Raw genomic sequence first — 22890 nt, 5'->3', positions numbered from 1 at the left:
GAAACATAATGAATAAAAAAAGTGCTCTGATTGCTACAACTTTGCTTTTATCAGTTGCATTAGCGGGTTGCGGTGGGGGAGAGGCCCCTGCCGCAACGACTACGGCGCAGCAAGCCATTCCAGTTCAAGTAGCAAAAGTGGCTAAAGGTAGTATTAACGATTCAACAGGTATTATTGGAAGCTTTGCTCCCAAAGAGACAGCTCAGGTGTCTCCGAAAATTAGTGGTAAAATTCAAAGTATTAACCTTACAGTGGGCCAAAAAGTAAATAAAGGCGACACATTGTTTACTATAGACCAAAAGGACTTGCAAGACTCGATTAAGCAATCCCAGGAGTCTTACCAGGTTGCCCTGGCCAATTTAAAACAAGCAGAGTCAGGTGCAGCGCAATCGGTACAGCAGGCAGAATCCAGCGTGGATCAAGCCAAAAGTGCGCTTGTCCAGCAAGACAACACTATCACCCAAGCTCAGACCAGTCTGGTCGATGCTCAGAGTTCCGTGCGTGATGCTCAAAATACGCTCAACCGCAACCAACAGTTGTTTAGTGCGGGTGCTCTATCTCAATCTGAGTTAGAGCAGTCTCAAATAGCGCATAGAAGGGCTTTAACTGCAGTGGAGAATGCGCAGATCACACTTCACAATGCACAAACGTCCAAGCAAAGTGCGCAAACAACATATAGCAATGCTCAAAAATCATTACGACTTGCCCAACAGAAAACAGGCATTGACGTAGCTCGTGCTTCTGTCAATCAAGCTAAGTCCAGTTTAGACACAGCACGTAGCCAACTGGTGGATACTGTGGTCAAAGCTCCGATTTCCGGTACGATATCGGTAGTAACAGGAACCCAGGGGCAAATGGTTAGTGCACAATCCGCGGTTGCTACAATAGCAAATACCAATCCTATTATTGCTAAAGTTAACGTTTCTGAATCTGAGCTTCTCAAGATGCAGGTGGGTTCATCTGTGACTGTAGGCGTGGACTCGTTAAATAAGCGAATTGAGGCCAAAGTATCGGCTGTCAATCCGGTAATGGATAATGATCTGAAGGCATACCCTGTTGAGGTATCAGTTCCTAATGGTTCTGGCGAATTAAAATCAGGGATGGTTGTAACTGTATACATGAAATCAGAAGCTCCTAAAAACATTTTGGTATCGCAGGATGCCATTACGGAGCAGGCAGGGAAAAAGTATGCTTATGTAGTGGAAGGAACAGTGGCTAAGCGGGTAGAGGTACAGACAGGCCAGGAAAGTGCCAAACAGGTTGAGGTAACCAAGGGGCTTGCTGAAGGACAAAATGTTGTCGTTAAGGGCGTTAGTCTGCTTACGGATGGCGCGAAGATTAATGTAGTGAAGTAATTTGTCACGGCTATATTTACGTAAATCACTGTTACTCCGTCATTTCTACTACTTAAAGTGTATTAGAGTATTAGATTTCAAGGGAATCTATAGACTTTATGTACTTTATATATTCTATGGATAATTCTTAGCGAATATACTCCATTAAAGACCGATTAGATGTGCGGAAATAACCCTTGTACATTTAAGGTTGAGGAGGTAAAAGTTGTAGGATGACGGAGGAACAGGATCAAGAGTATAATTATGACTGTGGAAAGCGGAATACATAATTCAAAAAAATAAATTTTTTTTTGAAACGGACGCAACTTTTTGAACCCATGCTACGTCTAATTGGGTGAGTATGAAACAAAGGGGTACAAAAGCGTAAAGACAAAATTCGCTAAAAAAAATCTTTACTGCATTGTTATCACATTGTATAATACTGGAGTACGTCATAAATGGACGCTTTCTTTCAACTAGATTCCAAGCTTCTGTGATATTGTCACAGATATCATTTTATAAGGGTTCTCATAAAGCTCGGAAAGGAGGTGTAACGACTGATGAGTGACAAGATCCGACAAAAAGACAAAAATAATATTTCTGGTTATATTCAAGGAGGAGAAAAAAAGGTTATGACAAAGTTTAATAAAAAAATGATCAACGTGCTGGCAACAGCAACATTGGTTGCTGGTGTAGCAGCTCCAATCGCAGCATTGACTGCACCAACTGCAATCCATGCATCTTCTAGTTATTTTTCTCTAAATAATCCATCAATTAATTCTGGTTCAACTAAGGAGCCTATTTCTCTTGGTAGAGCAAGAGTTTCTATTAGTCAAGCTTCCTTAGCACAAGGTGCTTCTTTTACAGTAACATTGCCTAAAGGTTTCAACTTTGCTACAGATCCAAAAGTTACTACATCCGCTAATGATGCAACTTATGGTTTGGGTGTTTATCTTGATGCTGGAGATAACAAATCTAAAGCAGAAAGTCCATTCCCAGCTGAACCGATTAAAGTCGAAAAGTTGACTGGTAATTCTGTAAGAGTATCTTTCGATAACAATTATAACGACTCTAAAGATAGTTCCGAGGTTTACCTGAATTTTGGTAAAATCAATGTGACTGGACCAAGTAATGGACCGGTAAAAGCAACAATTGATGCTGCTTCTGCAAGTGGTTTGACTAGCGGTGAAGTTACAATTGCCAACGTAGTGTCCTCTGGTCAAGTATCTTTGAGCGCTGCTGATACTGTTTCCAGCGAAGAAAACTTTACTGCAACTTTGAAAGTTAAAGAAGAAACAGCTGGTTCTTTGGGTAACAACAACATTAAGTTGAAATTGCCTAGCGGTTTCAAATGGGACTCCGCTCTTAAATCACCAGCCACTATTTTGTATACTTCCAAGACAGACAAAGCAATTAAGCCAGAAGACGTGAATTACTCCACTGATGGCGATACACTTACTTTGTCTTTGAAAAAAGTAAGTGACGACCAAACTTCTTTCCAATTGCCTGTAGGATTCTATGTTGATGATGAAAACAGTGCTAAAGAAGGCGATGTTACTGTTAGTATCTCTGGTAATGCAACAACTGATGTTAGCTCCCTCGTAGTAGGTAGCTACGGTCAAATCGGTGGTGGCGTTTCTGTTGCTACTCCATCAACAATCCTTGCTGGTCATGACGAGCAAAAAATTGGTGATGTTACAATTAAAGAAACTGTTGCTGGCTCTTTCGTAAAAGGACGTACTGTAACTTTGCGTTTGCCTGAAGGTGCTCGTTGGCAGTCGACTTTTGAAAGCAATAACCCAGGAAGTAACTTCTCTGGTTCTATGGAAAACACTAACGGTTTGGGTGGAGCAGAAGTTTCCTACACTGACTCTGACAAACGTACTTTGAAATTGACTTTCAATAGCGCTAACAGCACAACTGACGCTGGTACTTTGAAACTGAAGAACGTTGAAGTTGCAACGCAACCAGGTTTCTCCGGCGATCTGAACGTTGATGTTGCTGGTAGCCAAGGTCTGAGCGGTACTGTTAAGGTTGCTACTGTGAAACAAGCAGTTACTCTGGCTGCTGCTTCCAAACCAACCCTTACAATCGGTCTGGGCGATCAACAAGTTGGCGATATCACAATCACTGAAGCTGCTAAAGAAGCTTTCGTTAAGAAAGACGGTAGCCGTGAAGTAATCTTGGAATTGCCAACAGGTGTACGTTTTGCTGCTACTCCAGAAGTAAAAGTTACAGCTGGTGACGTTAAAGTGAAGAGCGTATCTACTGATACTTACGGCGAAAGCAACAAAGGCCGTCTGAGCTTCTACATCGACAGCGAATCTGCTACTCCAAGTACAATCACAATCTCGGCTCCTAAGCTGACTGTTGACCGTACTGTAGCTCAAGGCGACATCGTTGCTAAGCTGAAAGGTAGCGCAGTATCTTACACTGCATACAAAGGCGCAACTGACAACACTCAAAACTGGAAAGATAACAACACTGCAGCTGCTGAAGTAGCAATCGCAACTGTTGGAACTCCAGCTCCAGGTGCTACTAAAACTAAAGCTGTCTTCACATTGGGAAGTACTTCCTACACTGTGAACGGCGAAACTAAAACAGCAGAAGTAGCTGCTTATGCTGAAAACGGACGCACTTACTTGCCAGTACGTTATGCAGCTGAAGCTCTGGGTGTATCCCCACAAAACATCCTGTTTGACAAAGCAACTTCCACAGTTACCCTGATCAAAGGTAGCACTGTTGCTCAAATCAAACTGAACACAAACCTGTTGACTGTTAACGGTTCTGTGATTCGTATGGACGTTAAAGCTGTAACTAACAAAAACCGTACTGTACTGCCAATCGCTTGGGTGAGCAGAGCGCTGGATGCATCCATCACTTATGATGCAACTGCAAAAACAGTTACTGTTGAAAACAAAAACTAATTTAAGAGCAACTCTTTTGAGTTAACTGAATTAGATGAGAAGAGGGTTCCTTTTGGAGCCCTTTTCTTTTATTAGTCTTATTGACAAAGGAGAGAAATTATGAAACGTTTTGGAGTGGCAGTACTGTCCACATTAGTTCTTTCTTCTGCGTTCGCCAATCTTGCAGGAGCTCAACCAGGTGATATAAAGGTTATTATTAACGGTGTGACTCAGCAATATACACAGTCTCCGATAGTCAGTCAAAATACAACCTTGGTGCCTCTTCGTGGTGTTTTTGAAAGCTTGGGAGCGCAAGTGGAGTGGGACAGCAAGGCTAAAAAAGTAACAGCATCTAAAAATGACGATACATTAACTTTAAATATTGGCTCCAAACTTGCTTATAAAAACAGTAAGCCGGTACAGCTCGATGCAGCAACTCAAATTCAAAAGGGTCAAGTGCTCGTTCCTTTACGTTTTGTGAGCCAATCATTAGGCGCCAAAGTAAATTGGGATCAGACTACACGAACAGTGACCATTTCGAATCAAGGTAGTGGTAGTGCTACTGACACCAATAGCTTGTCTAGTAAGCCACTTGCAGCTCCTGTGACCAAAGTTACTTATGATACTTACTATAATGACTCCTTGACCTATGACGATGCAGTCAAACTGGCTATTGCTGATAGTACTTCAGTGAAAACAGGAGAAGTGAGTATTGATCAGGCAGGGAAAATTTTGAAAGAGACAGGCAAAAATATTGACTTTGTTCCAGCAGAAGCAGGTAATGAGGGTCAAGATAAAGCTTACAAAGGTTATGCCCAAACGAACCTTAATTATGAGGCTACCAAGAAGAATCTGGAAATGACCAAAGAAAGTATTGAATATAATGTAAAAGATCTTTACAATAAGCTCCTTCAAAAGCAAAATGCCGTTAAGCTGGCTGCTTTGAATATCGAAGATGCTGAGCGCAAGCTTAAAGTTGCACAAATCAAGAGAGATAATCAAATGTCGAGTGATTATGAGGTTACCCAAGCGACTAATCAGTTGACTCAAAATCAAGCAGCTTTGGATAAAGCTAAAAAAGATTTGGATAGTGCATATGTATCTTTGAACCAGTTGATTGGCTACAAACCAGAGCAACGTTATGAACTGAAGGATAAGCCTGTCTATTCTGAATTTAAAGATAATGTAGAGACAAAAGTAAGCCAAGTACTTACTAGCAGTACTGCTATTTGGTTGAGTGAGCAAAAAGTGGATTTGGCTGAATTGAGCTTGAAGCTTTACAACTTCAATACTCCAGGAAATACCCCTTATGAAGCTGAACAACTTAATGTTGAAAAAGCTCAATATGCTACAGAAGGCACAAAGAGACAACTCGAAGAAGCTGTAAGAACAATTTATAACAATATCAAAGCATTGGAAAGTCAATATTCACAGATTCAAGCTGGCTTAGTGAGTGCTAGAAGTGCGGCTGATATGGCTAAGAAGCAATTTGATGTTGGGTTGGCTACAGAGCTTCAGGTTTATGAAGCTAATTTGAAAGTAACTACTGCTGAGCAACAGGCGGAAGATATAGTTTCAAGTATTGATACTTTGAAGGTGGCTTTCAATAAGCCTTGGGCTATGCAAGGTTCCACTGGAGCAAGCGCGCAATAATTAAAACTTAACTATACTTGCTATAACCTGCTGTAGGAGGACTTCATGAAATCACGCTATAAAGTATCGTTGGCTGCAGCTTTACTTGGGGGAGGAATTGTAGCAGGCTCCTTAATGAACAATTCAGTTAATGGAGCCTCCAGTTCTGGACAACCTGGTACAGCTGATGATCCAGTCGTAACCAAAAGCTATGTTGACCAAAAAATTGCCCAGGCAATCAAAGGTGGAGTGCCCGCAAGTAACACGAGTAGTAAAACGACTAGTTCGACTACTCCAGCGACAAACGCTACCTCTAACACAACGGCGTCAGGAACTTCTAGTGCAGGAAAAACTTCCACACCAGAGCAGACAGAGGTTTTAAAGGTTGTTGATGTAAAGCCTGGTCAAAAACTGATTGCCAAAGCAGGCTCGGAATTTATTTTACGTAATGGTTATGCTGTTGTGTATAGTATGGATGCCAGTGGGGCTATTGATATTACTTCTGGAACGGAAATTGCTCATAATCAGGCTGTCGAAAAAAATCATTTATTATCGTTTCCTAGAGAAGGAAGAGGTATTCAAGTAAAAGAAGGTCAGAAGTTTGGTCTGGTCGTTATGGTACGAGGCGGTTATACTGTTCAGTAAACTGTTTTGTATTTAAGCTGCTTTCGGCGGCTCTTTTTCTTAAATACTGTTTGGGATAGCAAATTGTTCTTGGCTAAGTTGAACCTAATCGCTGCACACTAACCCCATGAAAGACAATACATTTAGTGGAGGGTGTATACGAGATGGCGTCAAGAGGTCAAAGACGATTAATTCCCGAGAGTCGTGCCAGGTTAGATGATTTGAAGTATGAAATCGCTGCTGAGTTTGGGCTACCTGTTTATAATCCCCAATATACACATATACAACCTAAGGCTGACAGTGAATTTGCTGCAGAATTGGGGGAGTTTGCGGGGGGCGGGAATGTAGCATGGCGTGATTTAACTTCAAGACAGAACGGTTCGGTTGGTGGTGAAATTACTAAGCGACTGATAAAATCTGCTGAACGTAGCTTATCTGAATATGGTACATTGTAAGTTGCAATAATTTCTACAGTTTTTGAACATATAGTAGCGTAAAATCTGGGGTAATTTACATGTAAATCAAAAATGGTTTGCATGTAGACTTACCCTAATTTCGAATGTTGTCATTGGGTGACACGAATTGACACCTTGTTTTAAATAGGATATCATGGCATTTGAGGCTTGTACGCAACCTTTTCCTACCGGAGAAGGTTCATTTTTTATTAATCAGGTGTAACAAGATACCTCCCGCCATTTGATGGCTTGAAGGTATCTGAATAATGCCATTACCATGTCAGGATTTTTTTATTAAATCCTCATGTATTTTAATTGTGGGAGGTTGAAATTCATGTCTGTAAAAGGCCGTCATTTGTTCACGTCCGAGTCTGTAACAGAAGGCCATCCGGATAAAATCTGTGATCAGATATCCGATGCTGTATTGGATGCCTTTCTGGCTAATGACCCTAATGCACGGGTAGCATGTGAAGTATCGGTAGCTACTGGTCTCGTTCTCGTTATTGGTGAAATCAGTTCCAAATCGGAGTACGTGGATATTCCATCCATTGTACGTAATACGATTAAGGAAATTGGCTATACACGTGCGAAATACGGTTTCGACTATAATACTTGCGCTGTATTGACTTCTTTGAATGAACAGTCGCCGGACATCGCTCAAGGGGTTAATGCTGCCTTGGAAAGCCGTGATCCTGCTGAAGTAGATAAAGAAACGGAAAACATTGGGGCTGGAGATCAAGGATTGATGTTTGGTTTTGCTACGAACGAGACGCCGGAGTTGATGCCTTTACCTATCGCTATGTCTCACCGTATTGCACGGCGCTTGTCTGAAGTGCGTAAGGATGGAACACTGAATTACCTTCGTCCTGACGGTAAAACCCAAGTAACGGTAGAGTATGAAAATGGTAAACCTGTTCGTATTGATGCTATTGTAGTTTCTACGCAGCATGCGGAGGATACTACTTTGGAGCAAATTCAAGCAGACATCAAAGAAAAGGTTATTTTGCCAGTTGTTCCTGCCGAATTATTGGATGAGCAAACCAAGTATTACATTAATCCGACAGGACGCTTTGTTATCGGTGGTCCTCAAGGAGATGCAGGTCTGACAGGTCGTAAAATTATTGTGGATACGTATGGTGGTTATGCACGTCACGGCGGGGGAGCATTCTCCGGTAAAGATCCGACCAAAGTGGACCGTTCCGCTGCTTACGCTGCTCGTTATGTAGCGAAAAACCTCGTAGCAGCTGGATTGGCAGACAAAGTGGAAATTCAGCTTGCTTATGCCATCGGTGTAGCTACGCCTGTTTCGATTAACGTCGATACATACGGTACGGGTAAAGTGAGTGATGAGAAGCTGGTTGAATTGATCCGAAATAACTTTGATCTGCGCCCAACAGGTATTATTCGCATGTTGGATCTGCGTCGTCCAATTTATAAGCAAACTGCTGCCTACGGTCACTTTGGACGTACAGATTTGGATGTACCATGGGAGAGCGTAGATAAAGCTGAAATTCTAAAAGAACAAGCGGGGCTGTAATTCCTCGTATGTTATCAAAATAAAAGCAATAACCCAAAAAGACTGTTTCATGCTTTGCATGAACAGTCTTTTTTTTGATGTGTTTCGCTGTTAAGTACGAATTTGTTCTGATGTACCGAATGCTGAGTGACTACTCGGATATCGGAGCATGGTCCAATAAATTTTTAAGTAAACGACAAACCTTTTGCAGTTCCTTGTACTGCTCCAAATACGCAAAAAGGGCTTTCAGGAGACCTTTCTGAGGGTTCGATTTCAGAGCCTCTTCCTTTAAATGAGCGTAGATTTGCTGACACTCCTGTTTCTCCTCTGAACTCCAAGAAGACAGCAGTATACTGTCTTCCAAAGAGTGGAGAAGGCTGTTAATTTGACGGCCTTGATCAAAAGGATTACTTAGAGCACTTTCGGGTAACCAGCCTTGCTTGCTCCAGAACAAATGTGGAGCTGAATCAGCATTGTTCAGGCTGGTTGCCAAGGAACTGGATAAGAAGATAATAAACTGGGTCAGATGTTCAATCGTTTCATCATTCATGCGATCGGCAAAGAAGCGAATATATTCAAACACAATGCTTTTAAGTACAAAGGTCACGTCCCATGCATGATCTTCAATGCTCGGTCCAAAAATATCAATCAGGCAGTCGCGAACCCATCTGTACAATTTGTATTCATGATTCTCGAATGCGTAATTGAGTTGTTCATTCTGGAAAATAAGCATGGAAGGCTCAGGAAGATCCATCATGAGATACACTTTGTTTTCAACGAGATTTTTCAAGTAAAGTACAATAAAACCGTGCAGTTTATCGTGCTTAGAAAGATCAGGTTTACTGTAGAGAGCCCGGATGTCTTGTTCAATGTTATTTTCCAGAATGATACACATTTCTAGAGGGAGTTCTTCTTTTCCCTGAAAATATTTATAAAAGGATGCCTTCGCCATCCCACTTTCTTTGGCGATTTCTTCAACAGATGTTGAATAATAGCCTTTTCTGGAGAACAGCCGAATGGCGGCCTGTAAAATATCATTTTTTTTGCTTTCCATACATACTTCCCCCTAGGGACCGACTAACTCGACAGCATGCGAACTCACTTCATACATCATAAAGATTGATCAGGTGTGATAACTGTGTGCTGCTGTCTTTTGAGTTGACGGCGCATCTTGTATTTGGCCATGATCATATACAAGGACGGCACGACAAACAAGGTTAACAAGGTCGAGAATAACAAACCGAAAATGACGGTAAACGCCAGTGGCTTAAAGAGCAGGCTTCCCAATAGTGCCAACGGAATCATACCTACAATGGCGGCCAAGGATGTCAATAAAATTGGTCTGAAGCGAGCGGCGGCCGCCTGTATTACGGCTTCCTTCAATTCCATTCCTTCATGTCGTGCATCCTCGATAAATTCAATTAACACAATCCCATTCCGCACAACAATGCCCGCGAGTGCAATGATTCCCATGATGCTCATAAAACCGATAGGCATATCGGTTAAGAAAATACCAATAATCCCGCCGGCTGCTGCCAGGTACACGGTCGTCATAATAATAATAGGAATGGAGAGAGAATAAAATTGCATAGTAATCAAGAGTAAAATGAGCAAGACTACAACGATAGCCAGCTGTCCTAAGTCCTTGAATATGGTCGATTGGTCAGAGGTTTCCCCACCAACCTCCCATTTGTAGCCTTCTGGGAATTTCATTTGCGCCAGCTTACTTTCAACATCAACCATCGCTTCGCTTGCAGTTCGTCCGTTCAAATCGGCTTCCACCGTAATCGTCCGCTCCATATTGTAATGCTTGATTTGCTGAATAGCAAATGACGGCTTAATCTGGACAAGCTGGTTTAATGGAATTTGCTTACCAGCTGCATTAACTACACTTAATTGTTGGAAAAGCTTACTTGGCTCCTCGTCGCTGTGATTCAAATACATTTTAATATCTACCAGACTGTTTCCAGTATCAAATTGGCTGACTTGGGCTCCTTCTTTTAATAGAAGCAGGGTGCGAGTCAAATCTGTGTAACTTACCAGGTATTGATCCATCGCTTGTTTGTTGACCTCAAGCTCCAGTGCATATCGTTCAATTCCTATATCATCCACGATGCCTGTTGTGCCCTCTACTGTCGCGATCTGCTCCTTTGCCTTTTGGGCAAGAGTTTGCAGTTCATTCAGATCCTGACCTGAGATACGAATAGAAACGGGCTTACCCACTGGAATCCCGAGACGAGGAACATACATCGTAACTGTAACTCCAGGGTAGGATTTCTTAACATGTTGTTCCCAAGCATCAACTGTCGTATTGAGATCGAATACGTTTTCTTTGCCGACGACAGCAATCTGCCCCACCGTTTCGTTATAACTAATATTTCCACCCGAACTATTAATGTCACTAAACAGTTGTGGGGCAGTCCCTCCAGTGCTGTAGACGACCTTGGAAGTTTCAGGTTGCTTTTTCACCCAGCCTGCAAGGTCTTTAACGACCTGGTCGGTTTCCGCAATTGAAGTGCCTACAGGCATTTTTACATTTAGTGCAACATGAGGATCTTCCGACTCAGGAAAAAGTTCAACTGAGGTAAAGGGAACTAATCCATAGGCGGCTGTTCCAAGCATGAGTCCGACCATGGCTGTCAACAAGGGACGCTGAATGACCTTAGGCATCAGTTTTTGTGAATAGAGCTTGTTTAAAGAATGAATCTGCTGGCCGAGCAAGCCTGCTGGTTTAGATTTACCCTGAGGGTGACGAGCCTGTCTGCGCTTCTCATACCATTCTCGAAAAATAGGGATGATGGTGAGCGACATGATCATAGAGGCAAGCATGGTCAGGGAGACAATAGCAGGAATAGGTTTAATAAAGGCACCTACATTTCCAGGAAGAAACAACAATGGCGCGAAAGCTGAGATGGTAGCCAGAGTTGCAACCAAAATAGAAAGCATGACCTCTTTGGTACCTTTTACAGCTGCGACTGAGGGTGATTCTCCTAATTCCGTAAGTCTACGCTCAATATTATCATTTACAACTACGGCATCATCCACGAGTATGCCGAGTACGATGATCAGACCGACAACGGAAATCTGATTTAGAGTGATGCCGAACATAGGCAAAAAGATAATGGCAATCGAAACCGAAATAGGAATGGCCAGTGCAACAAATGCAGAGGTGAGCAAATTCAGCCCCAACATACAAACGAGAATAACGGCCACAATCGCAAGAATCGTTTCACGCTTTAAGTCGTCAAAGATATGGCTTACCTGATCCTTTTGTGCAAAAAGAGTTTGAAAGTGAACACCTGCGGGGAGTGTTTTTTCCAGTTCTTTGAGCTTGGTATTGACCTTTTCGCTCATAGAAGGGATGTCTGTGCCTGTTTCTGCTCCAATACTTAACGTAATGGCCGGTTTACCCTCTACATAGGCAAAGTATTCTGTATTAGGATGGGCCAGCTCCGTTATGCCGATATCTCTCAAATAAACAGGATTACCCTCTTTGGTGCGTGTCAAAAGGACCTGATTCAATTCATCAGCTTTTTCGGTCTCGCGAACAATAAGTTGATAGGTACGTCCGTTGTATTCAATATTACCAGTAGGGACCCGATCAATTTGAGCCTGAATCGCTTGAGCCACTTGTCCCCACGAAAGCTGGTATTGCTGAAGTTTCTGATTGTCAATATGGACACGTACTTCTTGATCAGGGAGACCATTGAATTTGACGCTAGATACGCCAGAAATGGTATTGAGCTGATCTTTCCAAGTCGTTGTTAAATCATTTAGTTTATACAGCGGTGTGGAAGAGTCAGCCGTCAGGGCATAGGAGCCGATAAAAGAGCTGGTTAGTTTGTCATTTACAACAGGTACTTCAACGCCTTGAGGAAGATCAGCTTGTGCATCTTGCACTTTTTTACGCATATCATCCCAAACCGTTTGAGGATCAACTCCGTTTTTGGATTCGATTAAAATAGAGGAGAATCCGTTACCAGAAGTCGAACTAATCGTTTTAACACCTTCAACTTCCTTAATGCGTTTCTCCAGCTCTTTAGTTACGGTTTGTTCTACTTTTTGTGGTGAAGCACCAGGGTAGACTGTTGTTACCATAGCATTCTGTATGGTGACATCCGGCATTTCCTGCTGTGGTAACTGGAAAAAGCCGAAGATTCCGACCAAAATCAGCATGACAAAAAACAGCAATGTAATTTTTCGTTTTTTTACGATGTACTCAATCATGGGCGTCCGCCTTCCTCCGACTGAATCGCATTTCCATCAAACAGGTTTTCTGCCCCTTTAACGATAATACGTTCGCCTTCACGAAGTCCCGATACGATTTGCAACTGATTATCTACAACCTGATTACCAAGCTCCACAGGGGTTTTAACAGCTTTTCCTTGAATGTCTTTGAAAATAAAAGGCTTGCTTCCCGTGTTAATGACTGCTTCGGCAGGAACGAGAATCCCATTCTTGTCGGTCACCTGTTGAGCAGCTTTAATGACCTGACCGGGTAACCAGTCTCGCTGTGGATTGCTTATAACAATCTCTACGTTAACCCTTCCTGTGTCGGTGCTGGTTGAAGGATAGACGTTAGACACCGTACCTTGACGGGTCTCTTCATAGAGCGCCACTTCTACTTGTTGACCCTTTTTCCAATCCTTAATTTCACTGTCTGGTACAGGAAGTAGTACTTTGAGGCGGTCGATGGTGCCTATGCGATAGACGGCTTGCCCTGACGCGACCAAATCACCTGTATTCACGATTTTTTCTAAGATTACACCGTTCACAGGAGAGATTAGACGTGTGCGTGAAAGTGCAAGTTCTGCCTGCCCCTTGGCAACAAGGGCTTTTTCGTAGTTGGCATGGGCTTGTTTTTGGGAAGCCACAGCCTGTTCACTGGCCGCTAGGGCTTTGCTTTTACCTGCAAGCGCATCTTGAAAGGAAGCTTGGGCGGATTGATGATCTTCGGCTGTGGCCCCTTCCAGCAAAAGGGACAGGGATTCCTTGGCTTGTTCCAAGTCTTTCAGGGCTGCGGTAGCATTCAGGTGAGCATTTTCATTATCTGATGCGGTAGCAGCGCCTGCCTCAAACAGCTTCTGTGTGCGCTCGCTATCCGTCTTGGCCTTGTTATAAGCGCTTTGTGCCTTATCTACAGTAGCTTGCGCTTGTTGTTTCTCTTGAGCACGTGCGCCTTTATTGACCTTGTTAACATTCGCGCGAGCTCCTGTAATGCCGGCATCGGCGGATTGAATCGCGGAGGTAGCAGCCTGTAAATTAGCCTGTGCGTTATCTATACCGGCCAAGGCCTCTTGAATAGAGGCTGTCGCCTGTGCAACCTGCAGTCTATAGTCAGCGTCATCTAGACGGGCAATGGTTGTACCTTTCTGTACAGCCGTCCCGGTAGTGATTTCTGCGCTAGCGACGATACCTCCGTTCTGAAAAGCCAGTGTACGTTCTTCATAGGCTTGAAGAGTGCCTGACAAGTTATAGGCAGTATGAAGTGGCGTTGATTTGACGATTGCGGTCCGCACAACGGTTGGCTGTACAGATGAACCTAGAGCGGCATCTTTTTTTTCTGTAGAACATCCGGTCATTGCGATGCACAGGGATAAAGTAGATATGATGATGGCCCGTTGTTTATTCATGATTATCAATCCTTCCGATAGGGTCATAATTAGAGAAGTGAACTAATCAGTATTATTTGAACTAACAAGTTCAAATGTATTATAGTGCGCCGATATTGCATTCGTCAATTCATCGTTTTAGATTTTATGAATTAGTTGACGGGACTTTCGTAACTTTTGCCTATATAATAAGTCTATTAACATAAGAGGATTTTTTTGTTTATTGATAGAGTACATGCGCGGAACAAAACCGTTTAAATACATTGAAGATGGGAGCTATTATCCAAATGTTTTTAAGTAATAAGAAACAGAGTGAAGTGAAAGTTAATGGCAGAGGAATCGCTAAAAGATGGGCCGTGTTAACACTGGCAGGGGTATTATGGGTCGGTCCAGTTGCTGGAACTGGGGCTCTAATCCCCTTGAATGGCTGGATGTCTGCTCCAATCGCAAGTGCAGCCTCTGGTTCAACTGTAAAATTGGGAGAAGAGATCATTACTTCGGGTGCAACATTATTGAAATATCGTTTTAAAGGGTCCAAAGGAACAGCACTGGCTGATATCATTCGAGTAGACTTGCAAAATCCGTACGTTAAGCTGGATGTCATGACGGGGAAGAATGGACAGTTTACGACCCGGCAGAGCACAGGCGGCATGGCAAAAGAGACTGGAGCGGTTGCTGGTGTAAACGGGGATTATTTTAATACCTCAAGCGAGGGAGCTCCGATCGGTGGACAAGTATCCAAGGGTGTGTTGATGTCTACTCCATCTGATTTAACGGGCATGTATGCCTTTGCTGTAACCAGAGATGGTTCTCCGATGGTGGAGCAGTTTACTTTTGAAGGAACAGTAAAAGCTGGAGACGGGTCGTCTTTCTCTTTGGCGGGGATGAACAAGGCTTCGTATTCGCCTGAGACGAGTGGGGGCAGTTATAGTCACTCTAATGCTATGTATATTTATACATCTGCTTGGAAAGCAATTGAGCGGCCCAAAAATAGTTCGACAACGCCTACCGAGGTATTGGTACAAAATGGTGTGGTTACGCAAGTCTCCGACAATGCTACATTGAATATGACCGTTCCGCAGGATGGCTATATTTTACGTACTCACGGTAAAGCGGCTGATTATGCCAAAGCGCATCTGACCGTGGGACAGACGGTAGAAACAAGCTATCGCCTTCGTGTTAAATCGACAGGGAGTGAAGTAGATCCTTCCAACCTTCAGATGATGATTGGTGGACATACCATATTAGTAAATGACGGTCAGAAAACCTCTTTTTCCCGGAGCACAACAAGCATAGGCGGGACGCGTGCGCGTACAGCTTTGGGATATTCCCGTGACAAGCGTTACGCTTATGTCATTGCCGTTGAGAAGAATGGGAACAGCGTTGGTGTATCCCTGAGCGAGCTGCAAACGCTGATGAAAGATATTGGCGTTTGGAAGGGTATGAACCTCGATGGGGGCGGTTCTACGACCATGGTGACTCGTGATTTGGGGGATACGACAGCGGGACTTACGTTCAATACGGAATATGGTACAGAGCAACGTAGTATCGTAAATGGAGTGGGGGTATATACCAATGCTCCTAAAGGAACGCTCAAAGGTTTCACCATCAAGGGCAATAAAACGCTGCTGATTGGTCAGACCGGAAGCTATTCCTTCAAAGGCTATGACAACTACTACAATCCCTTCGATACCTCAAAAGTACAAGTGACGTGGAAGTCCAGCAACCCGGCTGTTGTGTCAGTGAGCGGCGGCGTTGTGAAGGGGGCCCAACCGGGAACGGCTACTTTAACGGCATCCAGTGGCTCAGCCAGCGCTACAACTAAGGTCACCGTGCTTGGAGCAGATGAAATTTCATCACTCACCGCAGGAAGTGGAACTGGCTCGCTTACCGCTGGAGCTAAAATCGCTGTACCGGTAACGGCAAAGACAAAAGATGGACAGAGTGTCAGCATTACGTCAGATGCGCTCAAATGGGAGTTCATTGGCTTTAAGGGAAGCGTTAAGGACAATCAACTTACAGTAAATACGGTGGATGCAGGCGTGAAAACGGGCTATGCCATCGGTCGCTATGATGGTTTCAGCGCTGTCGTCTTCTTGTCTGCTGGCGGAGCAAGTACAAACAATTGGGAGAACTTCGAAAATGTTTCGTATCCGGTTGATTTTACTTCGAATGTGGAAGGTGTTACCGGCACAGTGGCTGTTGTACAAGGAGATGGTGACCATGCCAATTCCAAAGTGCTGGAACTGAACTACGATATGACAAATGGCAGTGGTAAAATGTATGCTTACGCCCAATTGAACGGCACGTCCGGGAAAACGCTTGAACAGGCGGCTACTTCCATCTCAATTGATGTCAGAGGGGATAAGAGTCTGAACTGGCTGCGTGCGGAGCTAGAGGATGCCCAAGGCAAAACAGCATATATTGATCTCGCTAAAGTGATCGACTGGAACGGTTGGAAAACCATTAATGCAGATATGAGCGGTTTGAATATTTCGTATCCAGCGAAGCTGAAACGTCTTTATGTGGTCAATGTGGCGGAAGGTCAGGACGAGCGTGCTAAAACAGGCAATGTTGCTTTTGATAATATTTCTTTTAATACACCGGGAACGGTCGGCACAGAAGGACTTAAAAAGGGAACAGCCCAAATGACGATCGGACAAAAATCAATGACAGTAAACGGAACACCTACAACAATTGATGCAGCTCCGATGACTCGCGATGGTTCAACGTATGTTCCGATTAAGTATGTGCTGGACGCATTTGGCGGACAAGCCAAATGGAATGCGGGCGATCAACGGATCACCGTTATGCGCGGTGGTGTGCTGATGGATTTGACCGTAGGGAAAAAAGAAGTTGTTCTGAACGGGAAGCGTCAAAGTACTGATGTTGCACCCGTTGTGCTAGGGGGTAGGACTTTAGTCCCGTTGAGACTCGTGTCTGAGCAGTTAGGAATGACTGTAAAATGGGAACAAGAAACGAAGACCATCACCCTTCAATCATGATATGGTATGATATATACTTGAAATGCTAGGATTGGAGTAGAACATTTGTGGACTTTCAAGCCGATATCATAGACCGAGTCATTAAAAATGCCATCCAGGTGATGGAGAACAGCAAATATCAGATGTTCGAAATATTGGACACGGCCCGGACCGAGCTGGTCACGTTAAATCAGGAGCTCCAGAGCGTCTTGAAGGAAACAGCAGAAACGATCGAAAAGGTGGACCAGCTGGAAATGAACTATCGGCGGTCCCGCATTCGGTTGACTGAGGTCAGCCGTGACTTCGTTCGCTATTCGGAAGAGGATATCAAGCAGGCTTATGAGAAGGCAACACAGCTTCAACTCGATGTGATGATTTTCCGCGAGAAGGAAATGTATCTCAAAGCCAGAAGAGATGATCTTCAAAAGCGGGCCAAAAGTGTTGAGGCTTCTGTCGAGCGCGCCGAAACCATCGGTTCGCAGATGGGAGTCGTGCTGGAATATTTGTCGGGCGAATTGGGACAAGTGACGCGGATCATCGAATCGGCTAAAAACCGGCAGTTTATTGGTCTGAAAATTATTTTGGCTCAGGAAGAGGAGCGCAAACGCATATCTCGTGAAATTCACGATGGACCTGCGCAGCTCCTTGCGCATCTAGTGCTTAGGACGGAAATTGTAGAAAGAATGATCGCCAAGCAGGAATTTAAGATGGTTCAGGACGAAATAGTAGACTTGAAGAAACAGGTTCGCTCCAGTCTTGAGGAAATGCGAAAGGTCATTTTCAATTTGCGTCCTATGGCCCTGGATGACCTGGGACTTATTCCGACGCTCCGGAAATATGTGCAGGATTTTGAAGAAAAAACGAAGATTAGATCGCTTTTTGAAACAAGGGGCAAGGAACACCGTCTCTCTTCCGCGATGGAAGCAGCCATTTACCGTCTGATCCAGGAAGCTTTGACCAATGCTGCCAAGCATGCTTATCCTACCTATGTGCTTGTTGAGATTACCTATCAGGCGCAGCTTGTAAAAATCGTGGTGCAGGATAATGGTTTGGGCTTTAAGCCAGAGCTTTTTCAGCAAAAAAGCAAAGATCATGGGCATTTTGGTCTGATTGGTATGCGGGAAAGGGTTGAACTGCTCGAGGGGAGAATGGAGATCGAATCAGCTGAGAATCAAGGCACCAAGATAGTGATTCATATCCCAACCAACGTGGAAAAGGGAAAGGAGTAACAACATGGAAAATCAGGAAATTAGCAATGCACCCATCAAAGTTCTCTTAGCGGACGATCATCAGTTGTTCCGTGAAGGACTTAAACGTATTTTGAATATGGAGGACGACATTGAGGTCATCGGAGAATGTGGCGATGGTATTCAAGTGTTGGAATTCTGTAACGTAGAGAAACCGGATATTGTTCTGATGGACATTAATATGCCAATCGAAAATGGTGTAGAGGCAACCGAAAAACTGCGTGAGATGTTCCCAGATGTCAAAGTGATCATTTTATCCATTCATGATGATGAAAGCTATGTATTTGAGACGTTGCGCAAGGGAGCCAATGGTTATCTGTTAAAGGATATGGAGGCCGAGTCCCTCATTAATGCTATTCGTTCGGTTCATGAAGGCTATGCGTTTATCCATCCGAAGGTAACAGGTAAGCTCATTCAGCAACTCCGCCGGATGACCTACTTGAATGAAACAGGGGCTATGGCTGAAGGTCATACGAAGGAAGCCGGCGTGAAGTTTGTCGCAGGTGAAAATAATCCATTGACCCGTCGTGAAGCTGAAGTATTGCGTCTGATGGCTGAAGGTAAGAGCAACAAGATGATCGGTGAATATTTATTCATTAGTGAGAAAACGGTCAAAAACCATGTCAGCAGTATTTTGCAAAAAATGGAGGTTGATGACCGTACACAAGCGGTTATTAACTCAATCAAATATGGATGGGTTACGCTGTAAAGTGTAGTTTTTTCATGCATTAGACGATGCAGCTGCTAATAGATATGAATGCTGTACCGCCTTTCACTCCGGGCGATATGTCCGCTCATACAGAAACCCAGTACATAACCGTGACACCTCTTCCTGTTATACGGCATATATTGTCGCTATAGGAGGAGGTGGAACCCTCGTGACGGCTCACTTGGTTTGGATATTGCTTATATACGGTGTGGGGGCCGCTGTCGTGCATCTTATGTATATACGACAGGCGGTTCAGGCTTATCACAATGGCGAAGATTCATGCGCGATATCTTCAGGTCATCGCGCGATTCGCTATATTGTGATTACGTCCAATGACGGAGATCGTGTGGAATGGGTGATGCGTTCGTTGAACATACTTGCCTGGCTGCACCGGAGGCCGCTACATGTGACGGTACTGGATGATGAATCTATGGACGATACGCTACCGATTCTGACACGGCTAGTGCGCTATAGTCATATGGATGTTTCAGTCATTTCAAGTCGTTTTTCACCGGGGAACCCGGTTTTACCGAAGTCAGGCGGTGAAAAGCAGGTTGTTATTGATCTTAGAACAGTCAAGTCGTTGGCGGACGCCCCGCTTGTTCCTTAGCGACAGGGGATTGTGGACATCGTGGTCAAAATCGGATATAAATGTTTATAAACAGTTGTATAGGCAAGACAATAGGGATATCGTTGAGATCTACTTGATGTGAAGCACACTTCAGGCTATTAGCCACAGAAGTGTGCTTTTTTGCTGTTCTCTGGGGTGATAAGAACCCAAAAAGTCATGAATGGGAGGAGAAGGGGAAGGTGAAAATTGCAGTATATGCAGTGAGGTATAAGGGGAATTGGAATCTCCGATTAACTGTGGATATTCGAGTAGATATGACATGGTGGATGAATCCAGATGAGGGGCAGGGGAATGTTGTCGAAAGGTGGGTGTTATTAGGAGATGAGTTCCCCTTGTCCTGGGGAACAAAGCTATGTGAAACATTTAAGGAATTAGTAGGCATGGAGCGATGGGGGGAACGGCAGTGGTGGGCTTATATTATCGCACAGCTAAAAAGTGAACTGGCTCTTGAACCTTTTGACGGAGAACGAATTTTATCTGGAGGAGTAGAGAATATATGCATTTGGGATCATGTACAAGATTGGACTTCTCGCACAGAAAGTGGGGATGAGAGACGAGAAACAAAGGGAGTTTTACGTTCTATTCAAAAAAGGGACCTCGTCACGGGAATGGATGGATTGGAGAGGGAGTGTTTAACACGACAAGCGAATGAGCTGGCTAATTTGTTGTCAGGACGCCAGTTACTCGTTCCAGAAGTCGAAGCGCTACTGGCAGAGGCAGCGCCAGGTTTGGAGCGTACTTGGCGATCCGCTGCACAACTTGCATATCTGCAAGGCCGACTCAGCTTTGCTACTGGCCTTGATCCAGCACCTCGCACGCGCTGGTCTGCCACGCGTACGTATGAACTCCGCTGCAACCGTTGTGGCAGCGGGATAGTGCACCGCACGAGCTGCGCATCGTGCGGCCGTAAGGCGTGCGCCTACTGCGAGACATGTCTCGCACTTGGACGCAGCCGTGAATGCTCGCTGCTGCTGCGCGGTGCAGCGAAACCCGCGCTGCCGTGCACAGCAGGCATAGCCCTGGCGACGGAACTCGACCGCTGGGGGCTAAGCCCAGCGCAGCGTGCCGCCGCCGAAGCGGCGCTGCGCTTTTTAGCCACACCGCACGGCGGAGTGCGGGGACATTTTCGCCCGGAAGGCCGTGGGCTCCGGGCGTTGTTCCGGCGCGACTTTGTTGCGTGCCGGGGATCAGATGCTGCCACTTCGCAGGGCAGCAACCTTGCCCGTAGCAGACAGTCTTCGCCGAAACCTGGCGAAGGTGCGAGGTACAACGCTGATCGGCAGGTGCCTGGTACTAAGGTAGAGCGTTTTTTGCTCTGGGCCGTAACGGGCGCAGGCAAGACGGAAATGATGTTTCCGCTCTTGCAATATGTGCTAGACCACGGAGGAACGGCACTTGTGGCAACACCACGCCGCGACGTGGTACTGGAGTTAGCCCCTCGTTTGGCCATTGCTTTTCCCGATGTGAGCATGGTGACGCTCTATGGGGGAAGCGCAGAACGCTGGCAAAGGGGACAGTTGACACTGGCAACGACACATCAGCTATTGCGTTATCGTCAAGCTTTTGATTTGGTTGTGATTGATGAGATTGACGCGTTTCCTTATCACAATGATCCTATGCTTGCCTTTGCTGCACGAGCAGTATGTAAGCCGAAGGGAAAGTTTATCTATTTGTCTGCTACACCACCGCAATCCTTGCAGAAAGAGGCTGCACGCGGTCTGCTGCCACACGCCAAGGTTCCCGTTCGTTTTCATCGTCATCCTCTACCTGTCCCATTTCGTTTGGGGACTGCTTCAGTGCAACAATGGCTGCAAAAAGGTCGGCTATCCGCATCCTTTATTCAACGCCTACGCGTATCCATACAACGTGGGGCACAGGTTTTCCTGTTTGTGACACGAATCTCACATATTCAGGGACTTGTGAAGCTGCTGATTAAACAATTGCCTGATGTACCTATTGCGGGCACCTACTCACAGGATGAAGAAAGAACCGCTAAAGTACGCTTATTTCGAGCTACTGAAATACGTGTTCTGGTTACAACGACTATTTTGGAGCGAGGGGTAACTGTTCCACGGAGTGATGTGTACGTATTAGACGCGGACAGTAGTCTTTTTGATGAAGCCTCTCTTGTCCAAATGGCTGGTCGCGCGGGCAGGTCCAAGGATGACCCATGTGGAGTTGTTATTTTTACATCCCCCCAATGGACACGAGGTCAAAAAAGAGCAATTAGACAGATTAAACGTATGAATGAACTGGCTCGGAAAAGAGGATACCTGAAGGAGCCGAAGCACTAAATGCATTAAATAAAAAAAGTTTTTTTGGAAATGTGAAACCTGAAACAATGTCGGTACGTAAACTACCAAGAAAGGTGCATTCTGGTATGGGGATGATTCCAACAACCCGTCTATTTTTGAATTGGTTATTCCATCGCCAGTCCCAAACATGTATGGCTTGCGGCACTCTCACAGGGCGTTTTTCCGAATTCCCCGGGATTTGTACTTCTTGTTCACTTCAAATTCCTTGGGTTTACGATATTCGTTGTGTTTATTGTGGACGTCCGACGTCTTGCCCGGATTGCGTAAGGCTTGACCGATTAGTACGTTACTATGTGTGCAATCGGAGTGCAACCAGCTATACACCAATGATGAGAGAATGGATTGGGCAGTTCAAATATCGCGGGAATGAAAAGTATGGTTCCCTGCTGGGTGAGATCATGAATCGAGCCTATCAGGCGATGAGGTATGAGTTTGCAGGTCTTAAACATTCTCGTTTCAAGCGATCTTTGTGGAGTGTGGATGTAGTGACCTGTGTTCCGGTAAGTGAGAAGAGGCTGACAGAGCGAGGTTTCAATCAGGCTCGGATCTTGGCAGAAGAGATTGCTAAGCGGAATAAGCTCCCCTTCCTATCTTTACTTGCTCGTCCACAAGATACAGGCAAACAAAGCTTTAAATCAAAAAAGGAACGCATGAACACAATGAATAATGCGTTTTCTGTCCATCCCAATATGACAAATTTGCTGAAGTTTTTTATTTTAAAAGCTAAATCTCAATGTGTTACGGAAAATAAGCTTTCCGTTACCGTTTTGCTTGTTGATGATATTTATACAACGGGGAGCACATTGCAGGCGTGTGCACGTGTTTTGAGAGAAAAGGCATTAGAGCAAGGAATACATTTGACTATTTTTTGCCTGACCTTAGCAAGATCATAAGTCTAAATATCTGGTATTCCCCATGAAATTTC

At 44.5% G+C, this 22890-nt stretch carries 15 protein-coding genes; 12 read left to right on the top strand and 3 right to left on the bottom strand.

Annotated features, from left to right (window positions below; genetic code table 11):
* Nucleotides 1–8: 8 nt before the first annotated feature.
* The 6 genes from NSS94_RS22615 (at nucleotide 9) to metK (ending at nucleotide 8488) form a co-directional block, all read left to right on the top strand.
* Nucleotides 9–1355, top strand: coding sequence for an efflux RND transporter periplasmic adaptor subunit (locus NSS94_RS22615; protein ID WP_340957112.1), 1347 nt, complete (start codon nucleotides 9–11; stop codon nucleotides 1353–1355).
* A 539-nt stretch (nucleotides 1356–1894) separates the two neighbouring features.
* Nucleotides 1895–4261: a copper amine oxidase N-terminal domain-containing protein gene (locus NSS94_RS22610; RefSeq protein ID WP_341040181.1), complete on the top strand. Its 2367-nt coding sequence runs from the start codon at nucleotides 1895–1897 to the stop codon at nucleotides 4259–4261.
* 99 nt (nucleotides 4262–4360) lie between these two features.
* A complete protein-coding gene (locus NSS94_RS22605) occupies nucleotides 4361–5893 on the top strand; it encodes a stalk domain-containing protein (RefSeq protein ID WP_341040180.1) in 1533 nt (510 codons plus the stop codon).
* 45 nt (nucleotides 5894–5938) lie between these two features.
* Nucleotides 5939–6517: a hypothetical protein gene (locus tag NSS94_RS22600; RefSeq protein WP_341040179.1), complete on the top strand. Its 579-nt coding sequence runs from the start codon at nucleotides 5939–5941 to the stop codon at nucleotides 6515–6517.
* Nucleotides 6518–6660: 143 nt separating this feature from the next.
* Nucleotides 6661–6951 carry an alpha/beta-type small acid-soluble spore protein gene (locus NSS94_RS22595; protein WP_341040178.1) on the top strand — a complete coding sequence of 97 codons (291 nt, stop codon included), beginning with the start codon at nucleotides 6661–6663 and terminating at the stop codon, nucleotides 6949–6951.
* 334 nt (nucleotides 6952–7285) lie between these two features.
* Entirely contained in the window at nucleotides 7286–8488 is a 1203-nt protein-coding gene (gene metK / locus NSS94_RS22590) for a methionine adenosyltransferase (RefSeq protein WP_013312298.1), read from the top strand.
* A 130-nt stretch (nucleotides 8489–8618) separates the two neighbouring features.
* On the opposite strand, the gene NSS94_RS22585 is transcribed toward metK, so the two are convergent.
* The 3 genes from NSS94_RS22585 to NSS94_RS22575 are packed head-to-tail and all read right to left on the bottom strand — an operon-like array spanning nucleotide 8619 to nucleotide 14100.
* On the bottom strand, nucleotides 8619–9521 hold the full coding sequence (locus NSS94_RS22585) for a TetR/AcrR family transcriptional regulator (protein ID WP_029514598.1): 903 nt from the start codon (nucleotides 9519–9521) through the stop codon (nucleotides 8619–8621).
* Between the two features lie 56 nt (nucleotides 9522–9577).
* A complete protein-coding gene (locus NSS94_RS22580) occupies nucleotides 9578–12694 on the bottom strand; it encodes an efflux RND transporter permease subunit (RefSeq protein WP_341040176.1) in 3117 nt (1038 codons plus the stop codon).
* On the bottom strand, nucleotides 12691–14100 hold the full coding sequence (locus NSS94_RS22575; protein WP_341040175.1) for an efflux RND transporter periplasmic adaptor subunit: 1410 nt from the start codon (nucleotides 14098–14100) through the stop codon (nucleotides 12691–12693). The genes NSS94_RS22580 and NSS94_RS22575 overlap by 4 nt, the downstream gene beginning before the upstream one ends.
* A 266-nt stretch (nucleotides 14101–14366) precedes the next feature.
* Here NSS94_RS22575 and NSS94_RS22570 point away from each other — a divergent pair, with 266 nt between their 5' ends.
* The 6 genes from NSS94_RS22570 to NSS94_RS22545 all read left to right on the top strand — a co-directional run bounded on the left by NSS94_RS22570 (nucleotide 14367) and on the right by NSS94_RS22545 (nucleotide 22858).
* Nucleotides 14367–17084 (top strand): stalk domain-containing protein, encoded by a 2718-nt coding sequence (locus NSS94_RS22570; protein WP_209947820.1) that lies wholly within the window; start codon nucleotides 14367–14369, stop codon nucleotides 17082–17084.
* A 47-nt stretch (nucleotides 17085–17131) separates the two neighbouring features.
* Nucleotides 17132–18292 (top strand): sensor histidine kinase, encoded by a 1161-nt coding sequence (locus tag NSS94_RS22565; RefSeq protein ID WP_013312293.1) that lies wholly within the window; start codon nucleotides 17132–17134, stop codon nucleotides 18290–18292.
* A gap of 4 nt (nucleotides 18293–18296) precedes the next feature.
* Nucleotides 18297–19019: a response regulator gene (locus NSS94_RS22560; RefSeq protein ID WP_007432713.1), complete on the top strand. Its 723-nt coding sequence runs from the start codon at nucleotides 18297–18299 to the stop codon at nucleotides 19017–19019.
* A 169-nt stretch (nucleotides 19020–19188) separates the two neighbouring features.
* Nucleotides 19189–19629, top strand: coding sequence for a hypothetical protein (locus NSS94_RS22555; RefSeq protein ID WP_039271515.1), 441 nt, complete (start codon nucleotides 19189–19191; stop codon nucleotides 19627–19629).
* A gap of 200 nt (nucleotides 19630–19829) precedes the next feature.
* Nucleotides 19830–21944 carry a DEAD/DEAH box helicase gene (locus NSS94_RS22550; protein ID WP_341040173.1) on the top strand — a complete coding sequence of 705 codons (2115 nt, stop codon included), beginning with the start codon at nucleotides 19830–19832 and terminating at the stop codon, nucleotides 21942–21944.
* A 347-nt stretch (nucleotides 21945–22291) separates the two neighbouring features.
* On the top strand, nucleotides 22292–22858 hold the full coding sequence (locus tag NSS94_RS22545; RefSeq protein WP_341040172.1) for a ComF family protein: 567 nt from the start codon (nucleotides 22292–22294) through the stop codon (nucleotides 22856–22858).
* Nucleotides 22859–22890: the final 32 nt, after the last annotated feature.

Origin of the sequence: Paenibacillus sp. FSL L8-0644, assembly GCF_038008165.1 — a bacterium.
Classification (GTDB): Bacteria; Bacillota; Bacilli; order Paenibacillales; family Paenibacillaceae; genus Paenibacillus; species Paenibacillus polymyxa_D.
This window is presented reverse-complemented; position numbering and strand designations above follow the sequence as displayed.